Source organism: Aurantimonas sp. 22II-16-19i (genome assembly GCF_002088275.1).
GTDB lineage: Bacteria > Pseudomonadota > Alphaproteobacteria > Rhizobiales > Rhizobiaceae > Jiella.
In genome coordinates, this window is record NZ_AQQS01000006.1 from 71,736 (window position 1) to 87,202 (window position 15,467).

Genomic DNA, 15,467 nt, shown 5'->3' on the forward strand with positions numbered 1-15,467 from the left:
CCCGCTAGAAGAATGGCGAACGGCCGATACCAGGTCGCGCCTGGCGCGGCGACGTACGTCCCCCTCGAAATCATGCCTACCCATCCTCCTGATGGAGCAGGATCGTTACCCCTAACAATCCTGCGGCCAACACCGGAAACCATGCTGCCACGACCGGTGGAATGATATCGTTACTCCCCAGCGCCTTGGCGAGAAACGTTACCACGTAGAGAGTGAAGCCCGCCAGCACTCCGACCGCGATCGCGCGGCCCGGCTGTGCGGTTCTGGAGAACCGTGTCCCAACTGTCGCAGCCACCAGCGTCATCGCCAGGAACAGGGCCGGGCGGGCGAGCAGCGTCTGGTACTGCATGTCGAAGGCATTCGCGTTGAGGCCGAGGCTGCCCGCCACCTCGATCTTCGAGGGAAGCGACCAGACCGACGTCGCCTCCGGGTCGGCGACCCGCTGTTCGACATATTCGGGCCGCAGCGACGTCGGCAGCCGGAACTGCTGCGGATAGGACGGCGGATAGCCGATCCGTGTGACCCGCGGCCTGTCGAGCACCCACTGGCCGTTCTCGAGCGTCGCCTGATCGGCGTCGATGCGCTGGGTGATCGAACCGTCGGCGCCGAACAGGAAGGCGCTGGCGTGCCGCAGTTCGGCGCCGCCCCGGCCGACCGCCGCACCGCCGATGATCGAGCGCACTCCGTCCGCCGATTGGCGCAGCCAGATCTCCTCGCCGACCTCGGAGGGCGAGCCGCCGAAGACGCTGGTCTCGATCGACGAGGCCTGGGCCTTCGTCCAGGCCGCGAACGGGTTGTAGACGAAGGTCGCGGCGAGACCGAGAAGCAGCGAGCCGGCCGCGAACGGCAGCAGGATCTGCCAGATCGACACGCCGGCGCCCCTGGCGACGACGAGTTCGAGCCGCCGGTTGAGATTGAGCAGCGTGAAGATCGAGGCGAACAGGACGACGAAGGGAAACGCCTGTTCCATGAAGGCCGGCACGCGCAGGGCCGAAAAGCTCGCGGCGCCGACGAAGCCGAGGACCTCCGAGCGCCCGCGGCGGCTGAGCTCGATCATGTCGACCAGGTAGACGAGGGCCGAGACCGCGATCAGCGTCGAGAAGAACGACGTCAGATAGAGCCGCAGGAAATACCGGTTGAGCGTCCAGTTCATCATCGCCCGACCCCCGTCGCCGGGGCCTTGCGGCCCTCGAAGAGCCGGCCCATCGCGGCACTGGCCGCATGCAGCCCGTCGGCGGTGCGCCGGTAGACGATCCACTCGGTGATGTCGACATTGGCCCAGATCAGCCAGCTGTCGAGAACGATGGCGCTGAGCGGCAGAAGGTAGGCCAGAGGGACGAAGGCGACGTTCGTCTCGATCTGCGCGAGGACGAGGAAGCCGAGGGCCTTCAGGCCGAGCCCCCCGGCAAGCCCGAGGGTCATGGCGGCGGAACTCGCCTGGCGATTGGTGCGGGGCTGCGCCGCGACCACCACCGCCCAGAGCGCGAAGGCGATGGCGTAGAGCCACTGCGTCATCCGGTCGGTCAGCTCCGAGGTCAGCGAGTTCGGATTCTCGCGATAGACCTTGTCGGCGGGATTGGGCGAGATGAGATCGGCGGTCGAGCGCTCGGAGGTGCGGATCCAGTCGCCCTGGCTGGCCGGCTTCAGGTCGGCGAGATCGAAGGCGTAGGACTGGAACTGCACCACGGCGACCGAATCGTCCTTGACGTCGCGGCGATGCAGCTGGCCGTCGCTGAGGAGCAGCAGCGAGCGACCGTCCTCGTCGGCGATCCGCGCCTCGCGGGCGAAATAGATCAGCTCGGTGGCCGGGTCGCGGCTGTCGGCGATGAACAGGCTGGTGATGTTGGAGCCCCTGGCCGAGCCGATCGACAGTTCGAGCCCGTCCTGCACCTTCTCGAAGCGGCCGGGCTGGAGAAACAGCGTGATCGTGTCGGCGTTGATCGCCCGGATCCCGTCGCGAAAGGCGCGGGTCGACATCGGTCCGATCACATGGGCGACGAGAAGGATGGCGATCGCGCCGCAGATGCCGAGGACGACGATCGGCTTGGCGACGACCTTGGGCGAGGCGCCGGACGCCGCCATCACGGCGCGCTCCGAATCGGCATTCAGCCCGTTCAGCGCCTGGATCGCGCCGATCAGGATGGCGAAGGGAACGATGCCGGCGGCAAGGTCCGGCAGGAGCATCAGCGCGATCCAGAAGACATTGCCCGCCGCCGACGCCGTCGACTTGACGATGTCGACGCGCGAAAGGGCCTGCACGATCCAGACGATCAGCACCAGGGACGCCAGCGCGCCGAGCGAATTCACCACGGCGCGCCCGAAGACGTAGCGTTCGAGAAGCGTCATGAGGGGCGCCCTTCGATCAAGCGGCGGCTCCCCGGCAGATCCCCGCCGCACCGCGCTCCGCCATGCGGCCGTGCGCTTGGCGGCTCTGCGCCAAGCGGCGCGGACCGGCAGCCACCTTGCGGCGGCGGGCCGGCACCTCGCCGCTGGCCGGCTTGGAGAACTTCAACAGGATCATCGCGTTAGCCGTTGTCCTATCATGGTCCGACAGGGCCGGCACCCTTCGCCGAACGGGCCTGGCGATGCCGGAAACTTGGCCGCTGCCCGTCTGATGTCGCCGCCGCAATAGCTTTCCTGACCGGGCTTGTCGAGAAGTCCCGTATCGCAGTGGCGACCGGCGAGGGACCGGCACGCACCCCGCCCGGGCGCTGCGGCCGGCGAGGGCGGGGCGTGCGCAGCGACACTGCGCCCGTCCGGCTAACGAAAGCCGAAGCCGCATGGTTAACGCGATCATGCGTCGCGGCGCCCTTGCAAATCGCGCCCCGACGCTCAAATCTGCCCGGGTTCGACCACTGCCGCGACGGCCGGCCGGATGGCACCCGTGCTCTCGCCGCGGCCGGCGACGGCGAATGTGGCGCCGAAGGCCGAGCCACCCGCCTCCGGCCCTTCGCTTTCAGCCACCTCCAGGAGACATCATGGCCAAGCTTCCCAAGATCGAATTCGCGTCTCTCGACCAGGCCCCGGGCGACGTCCTCGTCGTTCTCTCCGGCGAGGGCGGATCGGTGCCGGAGGGGCTGCCGGGCGCCATGCGCGAGGCGATCGCCAACGCCGCGCGGATCGCCAAGTTCAAGGGCAAGCGGCTGGCGACCGTCGATCTGATAGCGCCCTCGGGCGTCGCGGCCGACCGCCTGCTCGTCGTCGGCACGCATGCCAAGGAGCCCGCGACGGAAGAGGACTTCCTGAAGCTCGGCGGGACCATCGCCGCCAAGGCCAAGGGCACCGTCACGATCCGCTGCGAGACGAAGGAAGGTCCGCTCGCTCCCGCCGACGCCGCGAGGATGGCGAGCGGGGCGACGCTGCGCGCCTACGAGTTCGACCTCTACAAGTCGAAGAAGTCCAAGGGCGACGACGAGGAGGAGAAGGAGGAGAAGGAGGGCGACGACGAGCCCGCGACGCTGACCTTCGCCGTCGCCGATCCGGACGGCGCCCGCGCCGCCTTCGCGGCCGAGGAGGCGATCGCGGCGGGCACGATGCTCGCCCGCGACCTCGTCAACGAGCCGGCCAACATCCTCGGCCCGGTCGAATATGCGGACCGCATCAAGGAGCTCGAGGCCCACGGCATCGACGTGGAGATCCTCGGCGAGGACGAGATGCGCGCGTTGAAGATGCACGCGCTCCTCGGCGTCTCGCAGGGCTCGCCGCGCCCGCCGCGGCTGGTGATCATGCGCTGGAACGGGGCTGCCGAGGGCGAGCAGCCGGTGGCCTTCGTCGGCAAGGGCGTGGTCTTCGACACCGGCGGCATCTCGATCAAGCCGGCCGGCGGCATGGAGGACATGAAGGGCGACATGGGCGGCTCGGCCGCCGTCGTCGGCCTGATGCGGGCGCTTGCCGGCCGCAAGGCGAAGGTCAACGCCATCGGCATCGTCGGCCTCGTCGAGAACGCCGTCGACGGCGCCGCCCAGCGGCCGGGTGACATCGTCACCGCCATGTCCGGCACGACCATCGAGGTGCTCAACACCGACGCGGAAGGCCGGCTCGTCCTCGCCGACGCGCTCTGGTACTGCCAGGACCGGTTCAAGCCGCAGTTCATGGTCAATCTCGCGACGCTGACCGGGGCGATCATCGTCGCCCTCGGCAACCATCACGCCGGGCTGTTCTCCAACAACGACGAACTCGCCGAGCGGCTGTCGGCCGCCGGCAAGGTCAGCGGCGAGAAGCTCTGGCGGCTGCCGCTGTCGCGCGAATACGACAAGATGATCGAGGGCAAGTTCGCCGACATCAAGAACATCGGCGGCGGCCGGGCGGCCGGGTCGATCACCGCGGCGCAGTTCCTGCAGCGCTTCGTCAACGACGTGCCCTGGGCGCATCTCGACATCGCCGGCACGGCGATGGGCTCGCCGTCCAACGAGTACAACCAGTCCTGGGCCTCGGGCTTCGGCGTCAGGCTGCTCGACAGGCTGGTCGCCGACCACTACCAGTCGGCCTGAGCCGAGGTCTCGGCCGAACATCGGGTCGACCGGCCGCAGCGACGTCGCTCCGAGACATGACGGGGCAGGGGAAGGCGACACGCCTTCCCTTCGCGCCCCGGATCGGCGAAGCTGAGCCCCGCGCGGCGGCTTGGGACCCGGCCGCGCGGCCGGCAACAGGGATCTGCCCCCAAGGGCCCCCCAAGGGATCTGCCCCCAGATGACGGAAGTCCTGTTCTACCATCTGACCGAGAGCCGGCTGGAACAGGCGCTGCCGGATCTCCTGGAGAAGTCGCTGGCGCGCGGCTGGCGGGTGGTCGTCCAGTGTTCCAGCGATGAGCGCCGCGACGCCCTCGACAACCATCTGTGGACCTATCGCGAGGACAGTTTCCTGCCCCATGGCAGCGACCGGGACAGTTCCGGCGTGTTGCAGCCGGTGCTCCTCACCGTCGAGGCCGGCCAGCGGGCGAACGAGCCGCATGTCCGGTTTCTCGTCGACGGGGCGGTGCCGGACACGCTGACCGGCTATGTGCGGGCGGTCTATCTCTTCGACGGCCACGACGCCGGCCAGCTGGAGACCGCACGCGGCCGCTGGAAGATCGAGAAGGCCGCCGGCCACGCCGTGACCTACTGGCAGCAGACCGAGGAAGGCCGCTGGGTCAAGAAGGCGTGAACGCCAGCGGGACCGGCCATCGGGAAGAGGCGCGCGGGTCGGGCTGCGATCGGGCGTGCCAGCCGGATGCGGTCATCTCGCCGCGGCCGCCGCATCGTCGTCACCGCTGAAACACGGTCATCGCCGGAACCGGCCGGACCGCTTGCGCGGGCGCTGGCGTCAGGGATCGGTCATGGCGAAGGCGGGGCCCTCCGCCTCGCTGCGCAGGCTCGCCTCGGCGCACCAGTCGCGGCGCTTGCCGCCCTCGTAGGGCGCGACGAGGCCTTCCTTCAGAAGCGTCCTGCCGAGATCGTCGTTGCCGTCAACCGACAGCCGCGCCAGCACCCGGCCGAAATACTTGTCGCCGGCGATGTCGGAGAGATAGACGCGGTCCGTGCCGACGAGCTCCGTCAGCCGGGCGGTCGCCCGCGCCGCCGCGGCCTTCTCGACGTCGCACTTGCCGCGCTTTTCCGGCGCGTCGATGCCGCGCAGCCGCACCGCCACATGGACGCTCTGCATCGGCCAGACGAAAGCCTCGACCTCCACCGTGTCGCCGTCGCGCACCTTGACGACGCTGGCCGCCACCGGCCCGGCGATCTCGCGCGGATAGGCGTCGTCGTCGGCGAAGGCCGAACCCGTCGCGGCGGGGCCGAGAATGCAGCCGATGAGTGCAGGAAGCGCCAGGACGCGCACGAGGCCGATGCTCCATATGTGAACATCTTCCTATATATGGATTCGCGCCCGATTCGACAAGTTCCTCAGGCGGCGCAGGGCTACGAGCCGAGGCGTCCACCGGTAGGACCGGCAGCCTACACGCAATGGTTTCGCGGCTCTTGGCGTGGATCAGAAATCCGAGATGATGCCGTTCTTCTCCCAGTCGCCGTAGCGGACCGGCTCCGGGCCGTCGCGGCCGGCGATTTCCTTCGGTCGCTCGCTGGCCTTAAGCGCTTGCGCATCGCGCTCGCGGCGGCGCTCCTCGGCCTCGGCGAGCGCCCGCCGGGCGGCGGGCGTCAGCGCCTTCTCCGCGCTGCCGGCCGGCTTCTGTTCGGAGGAGAGGCGCATCCGGGCGAGCACCGCGTCGCCGCTGCCGGCCTCGTGTGCCGCGTTCTTCTTTGTCTCGCCTTCGTCGCCCATCGCTGCGATCCTCGCTTCGTCGCGCATCGTTTCGTCTCGTCACATAGTCGGTGACGGCACCGAACCGAAGAGCATGAGCGCGAAATCCTGCATTCCGGTCGGGCCGGCGGCGGGATCATCCCGCGACGCGGCCCTGGAGCCAAGCGCCGGGGAACGGCGAAAGTCGCGGCGCGGCGCGTCACCGTCAGATGGCGGGCCGGATGGCGGCCGGCATGCAAGTCGTGTGAAACTTGAAGCCGGGACGGGAAATGCCCAGATTTCCGGGTGATCGGGCTGCCTGCCCGCAACGGATCGAACGGTGCGAGCCACCCCATGAACATGATCAAGACGGCGATGCTGATCGCCTTCCTTACCGCGCTCTTCATGGGCGCGGGGCTTTTGATCGGCGGGCGGGCCGGCATGCTGATCGCGCTGGTCATCGCGCTCGGCATGAACCTCTTCGCCTACTGGAACGGCGACAAGCTGGTGCTGAAGATGTACGGCGCCCGCCAGGTCGACGCGCGCACGGCGCCGGAATTCTATCGGATCGTCGAGCAGCTCACGGCCCGGGCCGGGTTGCCGATGCCGCGGGTCTTCGTCATCGACAGCGACCAGCCCAACGCGTTTGCCACCGGCCGCAACCCTGAGAACGCCGCGGTGGCGGCGAGCCGCGGGCTCCTGGAGGCGCTGACGCCCGAGGAGGTCGCCGGCGTCATGGCCCACGAACTCGCCCATGTCGAACATCGCGACACCCTGACCATGACGATCACCGCGACGCTCGCCGGCGCGATCTCGATGCTGGCCAATTTCGGCTTCTTCTTCGGCGGCAGCCGCGACAACAACAATCCGCTCGGCTTCATCGGGGTCCTTGCCGCGATGATCGTCGCGCCGCTTGCGGCGATGATGGTGCAGATGGCGGTCAGCCGGACGCGGGAATACGAGGCCGACCGGCGCGGCGCGGAAATCTGCGGCCAGCCCTTGTGGCTCGCCTCGGCGCTGGGCAAGATCGCCGGCGCCTCCCGTCGGATCCCGAATCGGAGCGCGGAACGCAATCCAGCCACGGCTCACATGTTCATCATCAATCCGCTCAGCGGACAACGCATGGATGGTCTGTTCTCGACCCATCCGGCGACGGAAAACCGCATTGCCGCGCTCCGCGAGCTGGCGACGCAGATGGGCGGCGAGACGCTCGGCTTCGAGGCGCGGGAACGGCTCGGCGACGGCACCTCGCCTCGCCGGAGTCAGGCGCGCGCGGCCTCGCAGCTGCCGGGCGGCAGCGCCGCGCGGGCCGGACCCTGGGACGGGCGGGCCTATGATCCGCGCAGCGACGAACGCGAGGACGACCATCCCGGTCCCTGGGGCCGGGGCTCGGCCGAGAAGCGCCCCTCTTCCCGCGGCCGCTCCCATCGCGGACCCTGGGGTTGAGCGGCCCGCAGGAGCCCGGAACGGCGGGTGAAGCCACGCGTGCGAAGCGCAAACAGGCGGGGGCCGGCAGGCCGCAACGTCCGCAGGGCGGTGGCAGGCCGAATTTCGGCGACGCCGACCGGCCGGGCCTTGCGGCGCGGCAGGTGGCGGCGCGGCTTCTTTCCGCCGTCGTCGACAAGCAGACCTCCCTCGACGGGCTGACCGATCCGGTCGGCGGCCATCCGCATTTCCGCCAGCTGAGCCCCCGCGACCAGTCGCTGGTGAAGGCGATCCTGACGTCGTCCCTGCGGTTTCGCGGCACCATCGAGGCGGAGATCGCGGCGCGGCTCGAACGGCCGCTGCCGCCGAACGCCGCCTCGCTGCGTCATGTCCTGCATGTGGGCGCGGCGCAGATCCTCTGCCTCGACGTGCCGGATTCGGCCGCCGTCGACCTTGCCGTCGCCAGCGCCGCCGCCGATCCGCGCGCCCAGCGCTTCACCGGCCTCGTCAATGCGGTGCTGCGGCGGATCGCCCGCGAGGTGAAGCATCTCGGCGCCGAGACGGCCGATGCCCGGACGAACTGTCCCGACTGGCTGTGGAACCGGCTCGCCGCGCAATATGGCGCCGAGCGCGCCGGCGCGATCGCCGCCGCCCATCTGTCGCGGGCGCCGATCGACCTGACGGTGAAGCGCGATGCCGAGACCTGGGCGGCGCGTCTCGGCGGCCGGGCGATCGGCGGCGGGGTTGCGAACGGCCCGGGAACGGTGCGGCTCGATGGCGGCGAGGGCGCGATCTCGGCGCTCGACGGCTTTGCGGAAGGCGACTGGTGGGTCCAGGACGTCGCGGCGACGCTGCCGATCCGGCTCCTCGGGGAGATCAGCGGCCTTGCCGTTGCCGATCTCTGCGCCGCTCCCGGCGGCAAGACGGCGCAGCTCTGCGCGCTGGGCGCCAGGGTCACGGCGCTCGACCAGTCCAAGACGCGGATGAAGCGGCTCGAGGACAATCTCGGCCGGCTCGGATTTGCGGCCGAGACGGTTGTCGGCGACGTCCTGGACTATTCACCGGAGACCTGGTTCGATGCGGTGCTCCTCGACGCGCCCTGCTCCTCGACCGGCACCATCCGCCGTCATCCCGACGTCGCCTATACCAAAGACGACGCCGAGATCGACAAGCTCGCGGCCCTGCAGCTGCGGCTTCTCGACAAGGCCGCCGATCTCGTCGCGCCCGGCGGCCGGCTGGTCTTCGCCAACTGTTCGCTCGACATGCGGGAAGGCGAGGCGGTCGCAAAAGCCTTCCTTGCGGCGCGGCCGGGCTACCGCCTCGAAGCGATCGAGCCCGGCGAAATGGCCGGCTTCGAATTCGCCGTCTCGGCCGAGGGAACCCTGCGCACCACGCCCGACATGTTGGGCGGGGCGGCGGGCGGCGGCATGGACGGATTCTTTGCCGCAAGGTTCAGACACGAAAAACCTTGATTTCCAGACTAATACGGCGCTCCATTCCGTTACGTGATCCCTGCGGTCGGTAAGGCTTTGTTTACCCTAATGGCGGAAACTTGGCTCTCGACGGCCTGTGAGGGGCGCCCAAGACGGCGCCTCCGCGGCTTCAAAGGCGACGCGTGAGCCCTCGCGAAGGGCCGGCCATGGGGTGATCGGAGTGTCGACGGCGTTGGCGGAAAACCCGCAGATTGCGGTTCTGACGATGCAGGAGGCCTGGCGGCGCCTGCGTCGGCGGCTGCGTACCGGTCCGCTGCATCGCCTGCGCTTCGTCGGCTCGGCGCCGGAGCGCCTGGCCGTCATCCCGCCGACGCTGCACCAGGGCGATCCCTTCGTCGCCGAGGCGATCTATGCCGGCAGGTTCCATCTCGCCGGGCGGCTCGTCGAGGCGGGCCGCGGCTCGATCTTCCAGGCGCCTTCGCCCTCGGACGAGTTTTCCGCCGAACTCCACAGCTTCTTCTGGCTGCGCCACCATGCGGCGGCCGGCGACGCCCTGGCGATCAAGAACGCCCGGGCTCTCGTCTCCGACTGGCTGCGCCATTCTTCCGGGCGCCTCGGCGGGCCGGCCTTCGAACCGGAGGTGGCGGCAAGGCGGCTCATCGCCTGGCTGAACCATGGCGACCTCCTGCTCGGCACGGCCGACTACGAGTTCTACCGGAGGTTCCTGCGCAGCCTCAGCGCCCAGACCCGCTATCTGCGGTCGATCGCCCAGGAGGCGCCGGCCGGCATGCCGCGGCTGATGGTGCGCATGGCGATCGCGCTGGCCGGCGTCTGCCTGCCGATGCCGGCGGGCCGGGCGAGGGCGAGCGTCCAGCATCTCGCCGACGAGCTCGACCGGCAGATCCTTCCCGACGGCGGCCATGCCAGCCGCAACCCGGCGGCCCTCGCCGCGATCCTCGCCGAACTGCTGCCGATCCGCGAGACCCTCGTCAACCAGGGCCAGCCGGTCCCCAAGGGCATCTATTCGGCGATCGACCGGATGCTGCCGGCGCTGCGCTTCTTCCGCCATGCCGACGGCACGCTGGCGCTGTTCAACGGCACCGGCGCCTGCGAGATGCAGCTCCTCGCGGCGCTGATGCGCTTCGACGAGACACTCGGCGAGCCGCTCTCCAACGCCCGGCACTCCGGCTACCACCGGCTGGCGGCCGGCGGCACGGTGGTGATCGCCGACACCGGCTGCCCGCCGCAGGTGGCGCTGTCGCGCAGCGCCCATGCCGGGACGCTGGCCTTCGAACTGTCGTCGCAGGCGGCGCGCATCGTCGTCAATTGCGGCTCGCCGCAGCCCGGCCAGCCGGAATTGCGGCGTCTCTCCCGCTCGACCGCGGCCCATTCCACCGTCACGGTGGAGGACCGCTCCTCCTCGCGCTTCGCCGGCCAGCCGCAGCTCGACCGCTTTCTCGGCTCGCCCCTCGTTCCCGGGCCGACGGAGGTTCGCGTCGACGAGATCGCCGCCGAAGGCAGCGAGCGCACCATCGGCTTCGACGCGACCCATGACGGCTACGAGCGCGAATTCGGCTTCCTGCACCAGCGGCGCCTGCAGCTCTCGGCGGACGGGGCGATGCTGTCGGGCAAGGATCACCTCATGGCGACCCGCAAGCCGCGGGGGCGCGAGGACGCCAAGCGGGCGGCGATCCGGTTTCACCTGCATCCGCAGGTCAGCGTCGAGACGATCGGCGGCACCGCCCGCCTGTCGCTTCGCGGCCAGCTCTGGCGCTTTTCCGCCGACCGGCCCTTCACGGTGGAGGATTCGATCTTCTTCGCCGACACTTCCGGCTCGCGCCGGACCCTGCAGCTGGTCGTCGAGGTCGATCCGGGGCTGACGCCCGAGGTCGCCTGGGCCTTCGAGCGGATGTCCTGACGACGCGGGGGGCAACGCGGTGCGGCGCGGCGGACGGAACCCGCCGGCTCGCGCGCCACGGCCTTTACCTTGCGGCCAGCCCCGCCAGATCTTTCCCGCATGACCTTGCGCCCGCGCCACCCCGCCGTCCTCGTCGTTGCCGGCCTCCTCTCCGCCTCGCTGCTCGGCGGCTGCGGCGGCCTGAACCGGGCGGTGACCACGGTGCCGAAGACCTTCGACGATCTCGGGGCGAAGACCGCCCCCTTCCGGGCCGGGCGCACGTCCGAAGACGAAGCCGGGCCTAGCCGCTGAGCGGCCCGCTGCCGCTCCTGCGGCATCGCGTCCCCGGCAAGCATGTCTTCTCCCAACAGGTCGCGCCGCGATTGACTCCGCCTGCAGCGAGGCTCATGGACGCGCCGCATCCGTCCTGTGCGCCGCTTGGGCCCGGCCGGACGACGTGGCGTGAACTTAATGATGCCGCCAGCATTATGGGCTGACAAACGATGCCTCGCTTTCCCATATCTGGCCGGACCAACCATGGAACCATGCCCGCGGCGTAACGATGCCGGCGCAGTCCACCCCGGCCGGCCGGCGCCGCCCTGAGGGCCCCCGCCGGCCGATCCTTCCGAACAATCCCCAGCTTTTCCCGACGGGCCGTCTCCGGTGCGCAGCCACCGCGGCGACGCCTGCGTAACGGAGTGACGGCTTTCCGCCGTTCGATCATGATCGACACCCCCATCGAGGCCTCCCGGACCGGCACGCCGGCCACGGCCGGCCATGGCGCCACGGCCGGCGCCGGCCTGACCATCGGCGCCCTCGGCGTCGTCTTCGGCGATATCGGCACCAGCCCCCTCTACGCCTTCAAGGTCGCGCTCACGGCGAGCGGCGGGGCGGACGCCCCCGCCGTCTTCGGCGTCCTGTCGCTGATCCTGTGGGCGCTCATTCTCGTCGTGACCGTCAAATACCTGTTCTGGATCCTGCGCGTCGACAATGCCGGGGAGGGCGGCATCCTGGCGCTTGCGGCGCTGCTCCGGCTCGATCGCCGCCACGGGCTGAAGCCGCAGTCGCTCTTCCTTCTCGCCATCGCGCTCGCCGGCGGCGCGCTGCTCTTCGGCGATGCGGTGCTGACGCCGGCGATCTCGGTGCTGTCCGCCGTGGAGGGTCTGGGCGAGATCACCTCCAGCCTCGACCATCTGATCGTGCCCGTGGCGCTCGCCATCGTCATCGGCCTGTTCGCCGCCCAGTTCCTCGGCGCCGGCCGCATCGGCCGGGCCTTCGGACCGATCATGCTCGTCTGGTTCGCCATGCTGGCGGTCTCGGGGGTGGTCCAGATCGTCCGGGTTCCGGCGGTGCTCGAGGCCGTCTCGCCGCATTATGCCATCGTCTATCTCGCCGCCCACCCGGCCGTCGCGGCGGCGGTCTGCGGCGCGGTCTTCCTCGCGGTGACCGGCGGCGAGGCGCTCTATGCCGATCTCGGCCAGTTCGGCCGGCGGGCGATCACCAATGCCTGGGTGTTCATCGCCTTTCCGGCCCTGGCCATCAACTATTTCGGCCAGGGCGCGCTGGTGCTGTCCGGCGAGGTGACGGACAGCCCCTTCTACGGCCTGTTCGGCGGCATCATGCTGCCCTTCGCGGTGATCCTCGCGACGCTCGCCTCGATCATCGCCTCGCAGGCGGTGATCACCGGCATCGCCAGCCTCGCCAGCCAGTCGATGCGCCTCGACTTCCTGCCCTCGATGCGGATCCGCTACTTCTCGCCGACCAACCCCCACGACCTCCTCGCCCCGGCGGTCAACACGTTGGTCGGCTTCTGCACCGCCATCGTGATCCTCACCTTCCGCTCGTCGGACGCCCTGTCCAGCGCCTATGGCATCGCGGTTGCCGGCGCGATGCTGAGCACCACGGCGCTCTATCTCGCCTACCGGCTGAAGGAGCCGGGGCGGGGCGGCTGGCGGGCGGTCTCGGTGGGCGTCACGGTGATCTTCCTCGGCCTCGACCTCGCTTTCGTCGGGGCCAATCTCGGCAAGCTGGAGGCCGGCGGCCTCCTGCCGATCGGGCTTTCCTCGGCGGTGATCTTCCTCGCCGTCTCCTGGCGGATCGGCCAGATGCGCATGGCCCGCATCCAGGAGGGGGAGGAACAGGGGATGCGGGAATATCTGAAGGCCTGCGGCGGCCGCCCGCCGACGACCGGCCGCTCGGCGGTCTTCCTGGTGCGGCGCGGGGCGAATATCCCGCACACGCTGGTGGAGATGACCGATCTCGCCGAGACGCGGTTTTCCCGCACCATCCTCGTCTCGGTGCGCACCCGGGCGATCCCCCGCGTCGCCCAGGACGAGCGGATCCAGCGGACCGACATCCGCCCGGACCTTGCCCGCATCGTCGTCTCTGTCGGCTATCTGCAGCGCATCAACCTGCCCTCGCTGATCGCCGGGGAACTCCTGAGCCTCGGCGCCGACCCGGAGAACACCGTCTATATCGTCGGCCTCGAACGGCCGGTGGCGCCGCCGATCTTCTCGCGGACCCTCGGGCCGTTCCTGTTCGCCTATGCCACCATGGCGCGGCTGGCGCTGCGGCCGGCGGACCGCTTCAACCTGCCGCCGACGCGCACCCTCGAACTCGGCATGCCGCGCTACCTGTGATCCGTCTGGGCCGGGCGGGACCGTGCGCCGGGCGTGGCCGTGAGGACAGGACTGGGCATTGTCGCGGCGGGGCAAGGCGACTATCAGGGCGCCATGACCCTGCGGCGGAGCAGATGCCGCGTGACACGCGCCCGGTCGTTGCGCCGCCTGCGGCCGCCGGGCGAAGCCGAGGAAGCCGAGAGATGTCCGTCAAAGCCAACGCCACGCCGCTGCCCGACCGGGTGAAGATCCGCCGCGCGCTGATCTCGGTCTCCGACAAGTCCGGCCTCGAGGACTTCGCCAGGGGGCTCTCCGACCTCGGCATCGAGCTGGTCTCGACCGGCGGAACGCAGACGGCGCTCACCGAGGCGGGCCTTGCCGTCCGTGACGTTTCCGAACTGACCGGCTTTCCCGAGATCATGGACGGCCGCGTGAAGACGCTGCATCCGGGCGTCCATGGCGGGCTTCTCGGCATCCGCGACGATGCGGCCCATGCCCGCGCGATGGAGGAGCACGGCATCGCCGGCATCGACCTCCTGGTCGTCAACCTCTATCCCTTCGAGGCGACGCGGGCCTCCGGCGCTTCACGTGAAACCATCGTCGAGAACATCGACATCGGCGGGCCGGCGATGATCCGGGCCGGCGCCAAGAACCACGGCTATGTCGCCGTCGTCGTCGATCCGGCCGACTATGGCGACGTGCTCGCCGCCCTCAAGGACAGCGGCGGCGAAACCGGCATCGCGCTGCGCCGCACCCTCGCCGGCCGCGCCTATGCCCGCACCGCCGCCTATGACGCGGCAGTCTCGGCCTGGTTCGCCGAGAGCCTCGGCGAGACGACGCCGAAGCGGGTCGCCATTGCGGGCGAACTCGCCGAGCCGCTCCGCTACGGCGAGAACCCGCATCAGTGGGCGGGCTTCTACCGCACCGGCGAGGCCCGGCCGGGCGTCGCCACGGCCCGCCAGGTGCAGGGCAAGGCGCTCTCCTACAACAACATCAACGACACCGACGCCGCCTTCGAGCTGGTCGGCGAGTTCGATCCCGCCCGGACCGCGGCGGTGGCGATCATCAAGCATGCCAATCCCTGCGGGGTCGCCGAAGGGGCCGATCTCGTCTCGGCCTACCGCGCGGCGCTCGCCTGCGACCCGGTCTCGGCCTTCGGCGGCATCGTCGCGCTCAACCGCCGGCTCGATGCCGCGAGCGCCGAGGCGATCGTAAAGGTGTTCACCGAGGTCATCATCGCGCCGGAGGCCGACGACGCGGCGATCGCCATCGTCGCCGCCAAGAAGAACCTTCGCCTGCTTCTCACCGGCGGCCTGCCGGACCCGCGCGCGCCCGGGCGCTTCGTGAAGTCCGTCGCCGGCGGGCTGCTCGTCCAGTCCCGCGACAACGGCGTCGTCGACGATCTCGACCTGAAGGTCGTGACGGAGCGCGCGCCGAGCGAGGCGGAGCTGTCGGATCTGCGCTTCGCCTTCCGCGTCGCCAAGCATGTGAAATCCAACACCATCGTCTATGCCAAAGGCGGGGCGACGGTCGGCATCGGCGCGGGGCAGATGAGCCGGGTCGATTCGGCCCGGATCGCGGCGCGCAAGGCCGAGGACGCGGCACGGGCCATCGGTGCCGACAAGCCCGCGACGATCGGCTCGGTGGTCGCCTCCGACGCCTTCTTCCCGTTTGCCGATGGGCTCCTGTCGGCAGTGGAGGCGGGCGCCACGGCGGTGATCCAGCCCGGCGGCTCGATGCGCGACGACGAGGTCATCGCCGCGGCGAACGAGCACGGCATCGCCATGGTGCTGACGGGGATGCGGCACTTCCGGCATTGAGGGGGCGAAGGTTGGGGGCGGCGGGTGGCCGAGCACCGGTGTCAAGGTCACCAAAGTTTTG

13 protein-coding genes are annotated in these 15,467 nt (G+C 70.1%); 8 read left to right on the forward strand and 5 right to left on the reverse strand.

What is annotated here, in order from left to right:
- Positions 1-76: 76 nt before the first annotated feature.
- The 3 genes from lptG to ATO4_RS27650 are packed head-to-tail and all read right to left on the reverse strand — an operon-like array spanning position 77 to position 2,521.
- Positions 77-1,156, reverse strand: coding sequence for an LPS export ABC transporter permease LptG (lptG, locus tag ATO4_RS07345; RefSeq protein ID WP_083590785.1), 1,080 nt, complete (start codon positions 1,154-1,156; stop codon positions 77-79).
- A complete protein-coding gene (locus tag ATO4_RS07350) occupies positions 1,153-2,346 on the reverse strand; it encodes an LptF/LptG family permease (protein WP_083590786.1) in 1,194 nt (397 codons plus the stop codon). Before ATO4_RS07350 ends, lptG begins: the two co-directional genes overlap by 4 nt.
- 16 nt (positions 2,347-2,362) lie before the next feature.
- Positions 2,363-2,521, reverse strand: a complete 159-nt coding sequence (locus ATO4_RS27650; protein WP_176222891.1) for a hypothetical protein — start codon at positions 2,519-2,521, stop codon at positions 2,363-2,365.
- Between the two features lie 457 nt (positions 2,522-2,978).
- Between ATO4_RS27650 and ATO4_RS07355 the strand changes: the two genes are divergently transcribed.
- Together ATO4_RS07355 and ATO4_RS07360 are read left to right on the forward strand one after the other, a co-directional pair.
- Positions 2,979-4,490, forward strand: coding sequence for a leucyl aminopeptidase (locus tag ATO4_RS07355; protein ID WP_083590787.1), 1,512 nt, complete (start codon positions 2,979-2,981; stop codon positions 4,488-4,490).
- A 199-nt stretch (positions 4,491-4,689) separates the two neighbouring features.
- Positions 4,690-5,142, forward strand: coding sequence for a DNA polymerase III subunit chi (locus ATO4_RS07360; RefSeq protein ID WP_083590788.1), 453 nt, complete (start codon positions 4,690-4,692; stop codon positions 5,140-5,142).
- Between the two features lie 159 nt (positions 5,143-5,301).
- Here the strand turns inward: ATO4_RS07360 and ATO4_RS27655 are convergent, their stop codons facing one another.
- On the reverse strand, positions 5,302-5,814 hold the full coding sequence (locus ATO4_RS27655) for a thermonuclease family protein (protein WP_245308617.1): 513 nt from the start codon (positions 5,812-5,814) through the stop codon (positions 5,302-5,304).
- A 150-nt stretch (positions 5,815-5,964) separates the two neighbouring features.
- On the reverse strand, positions 5,965-6,183 hold the full coding sequence (locus tag ATO4_RS07370) for a succinate dehydrogenase assembly factor 4 (RefSeq protein ID WP_083590868.1): 219 nt from the start codon (positions 6,181-6,183) through the stop codon (positions 5,965-5,967).
- 384 nt (positions 6,184-6,567) lie between these two features.
- Between ATO4_RS07370 and htpX the strand changes: the two genes are divergently transcribed.
- From htpX to purH, 6 genes are all read left to right on the forward strand, one after another.
- Complete coding sequence (gene htpX / locus ATO4_RS07375) at positions 6,568-7,659, forward strand: zinc metalloprotease HtpX (protein ID WP_083590790.1); 1,092 nt, start codon at positions 6,568-6,570, stop codon at positions 7,657-7,659.
- On the forward strand, positions 7,656-9,110 hold the full coding sequence (locus tag ATO4_RS07380) for a transcription antitermination factor NusB (protein WP_083590791.1): 1,455 nt from the start codon (positions 7,656-7,658) through the stop codon (positions 9,108-9,110). Before htpX ends, ATO4_RS07380 begins: the two co-directional genes overlap by 4 nt.
- A 181-nt stretch (positions 9,111-9,291) precedes the next feature.
- On the forward strand, positions 9,292-10,989 hold the full coding sequence (locus tag ATO4_RS07385; protein WP_139802304.1) for a heparinase II/III family protein: 1,698 nt from the start codon (positions 9,292-9,294) through the stop codon (positions 10,987-10,989).
- 99 nt (positions 10,990-11,088) lie between these two features.
- Complete coding sequence (locus ATO4_RS07390) at positions 11,089-11,280, forward strand: hypothetical protein (protein ID WP_083590793.1); 192 nt, start codon at positions 11,089-11,091, stop codon at positions 11,278-11,280.
- Between the two features lie 410 nt (positions 11,281-11,690).
- Positions 11,691-13,607 carry a KUP/HAK/KT family potassium transporter gene (locus tag ATO4_RS07395; RefSeq protein WP_083590794.1) on the forward strand — a complete coding sequence of 639 codons (1,917 nt, stop codon included), beginning with the start codon at positions 11,691-11,693 and terminating at the stop codon, positions 13,605-13,607.
- Positions 13,608-13,789: 182 nt separating this feature from the next.
- Complete coding sequence (purH, locus tag ATO4_RS07400; RefSeq protein ID WP_083590795.1) at positions 13,790-15,406, forward strand: bifunctional phosphoribosylaminoimidazolecarboxamide formyltransferase/IMP cyclohydrolase; 1,617 nt, start codon at positions 13,790-13,792, stop codon at positions 15,404-15,406.
- Positions 15,407-15,467: the final 61 nt, after the last annotated feature.

What these genes read in the sequence shown, in the direction of transcription:
- lptG (WP_083590785.1), bottom strand. Translation starts at nt 1,156, where the DNA reads ATGATGAACTGGACGCTCAACCGGTATTTCCTGCGGCTCTATCTGACG.
- ATO4_RS07350 (WP_083590786.1), bottom strand. Translation starts at nt 2,346, where the DNA reads ATGACGCTTCTCGAACGCTACGTCTTCGGGCGCGCCGTGGTGAATTCG.
- ATO4_RS27650 (WP_176222891.1), bottom strand. Translation starts at nt 2,521, where the DNA reads ATGATCCTGTTGAAGTTCTCCAAGCCGGCCAGCGGCGAGGTGCCGGCC.
- ATO4_RS07355 (WP_083590787.1), top strand. Translation starts at nt 2,979, where the DNA reads ATGGCCAAGCTTCCCAAGATCGAATTCGCGTCTCTCGACCAGGCCCCG.
- ATO4_RS07360 (WP_083590788.1), top strand. Translation starts at nt 4,690, where the DNA reads ATGACGGAAGTCCTGTTCTACCATCTGACCGAGAGCCGGCTGGAACAG.
- ATO4_RS07370 (WP_083590868.1), bottom strand. Translation starts at nt 6,183, where the DNA reads ATGCGCCTCTCCTCCGAACAGAAGCCGGCCGGCAGCGCGGAGAAGGCG.
- htpX (WP_083590790.1), top strand. Translation starts at nt 6,568, where the DNA reads ATGAACATGATCAAGACGGCGATGCTGATCGCCTTCCTTACCGCGCTC.
- ATO4_RS07390 (WP_083590793.1), top strand. Translation starts at nt 11,089, where the DNA reads ATGACCTTGCGCCCGCGCCACCCCGCCGTCCTCGTCGTTGCCGGCCTC.
- ATO4_RS07395 (WP_083590794.1), top strand. Translation starts at nt 11,691, where the DNA reads ATGATCGACACCCCCATCGAGGCCTCCCGGACCGGCACGCCGGCCACG.
- purH (WP_083590795.1), top strand. Translation starts at nt 13,790, where the DNA reads ATGTCCGTCAAAGCCAACGCCACGCCGCTGCCCGACCGGGTGAAGATC.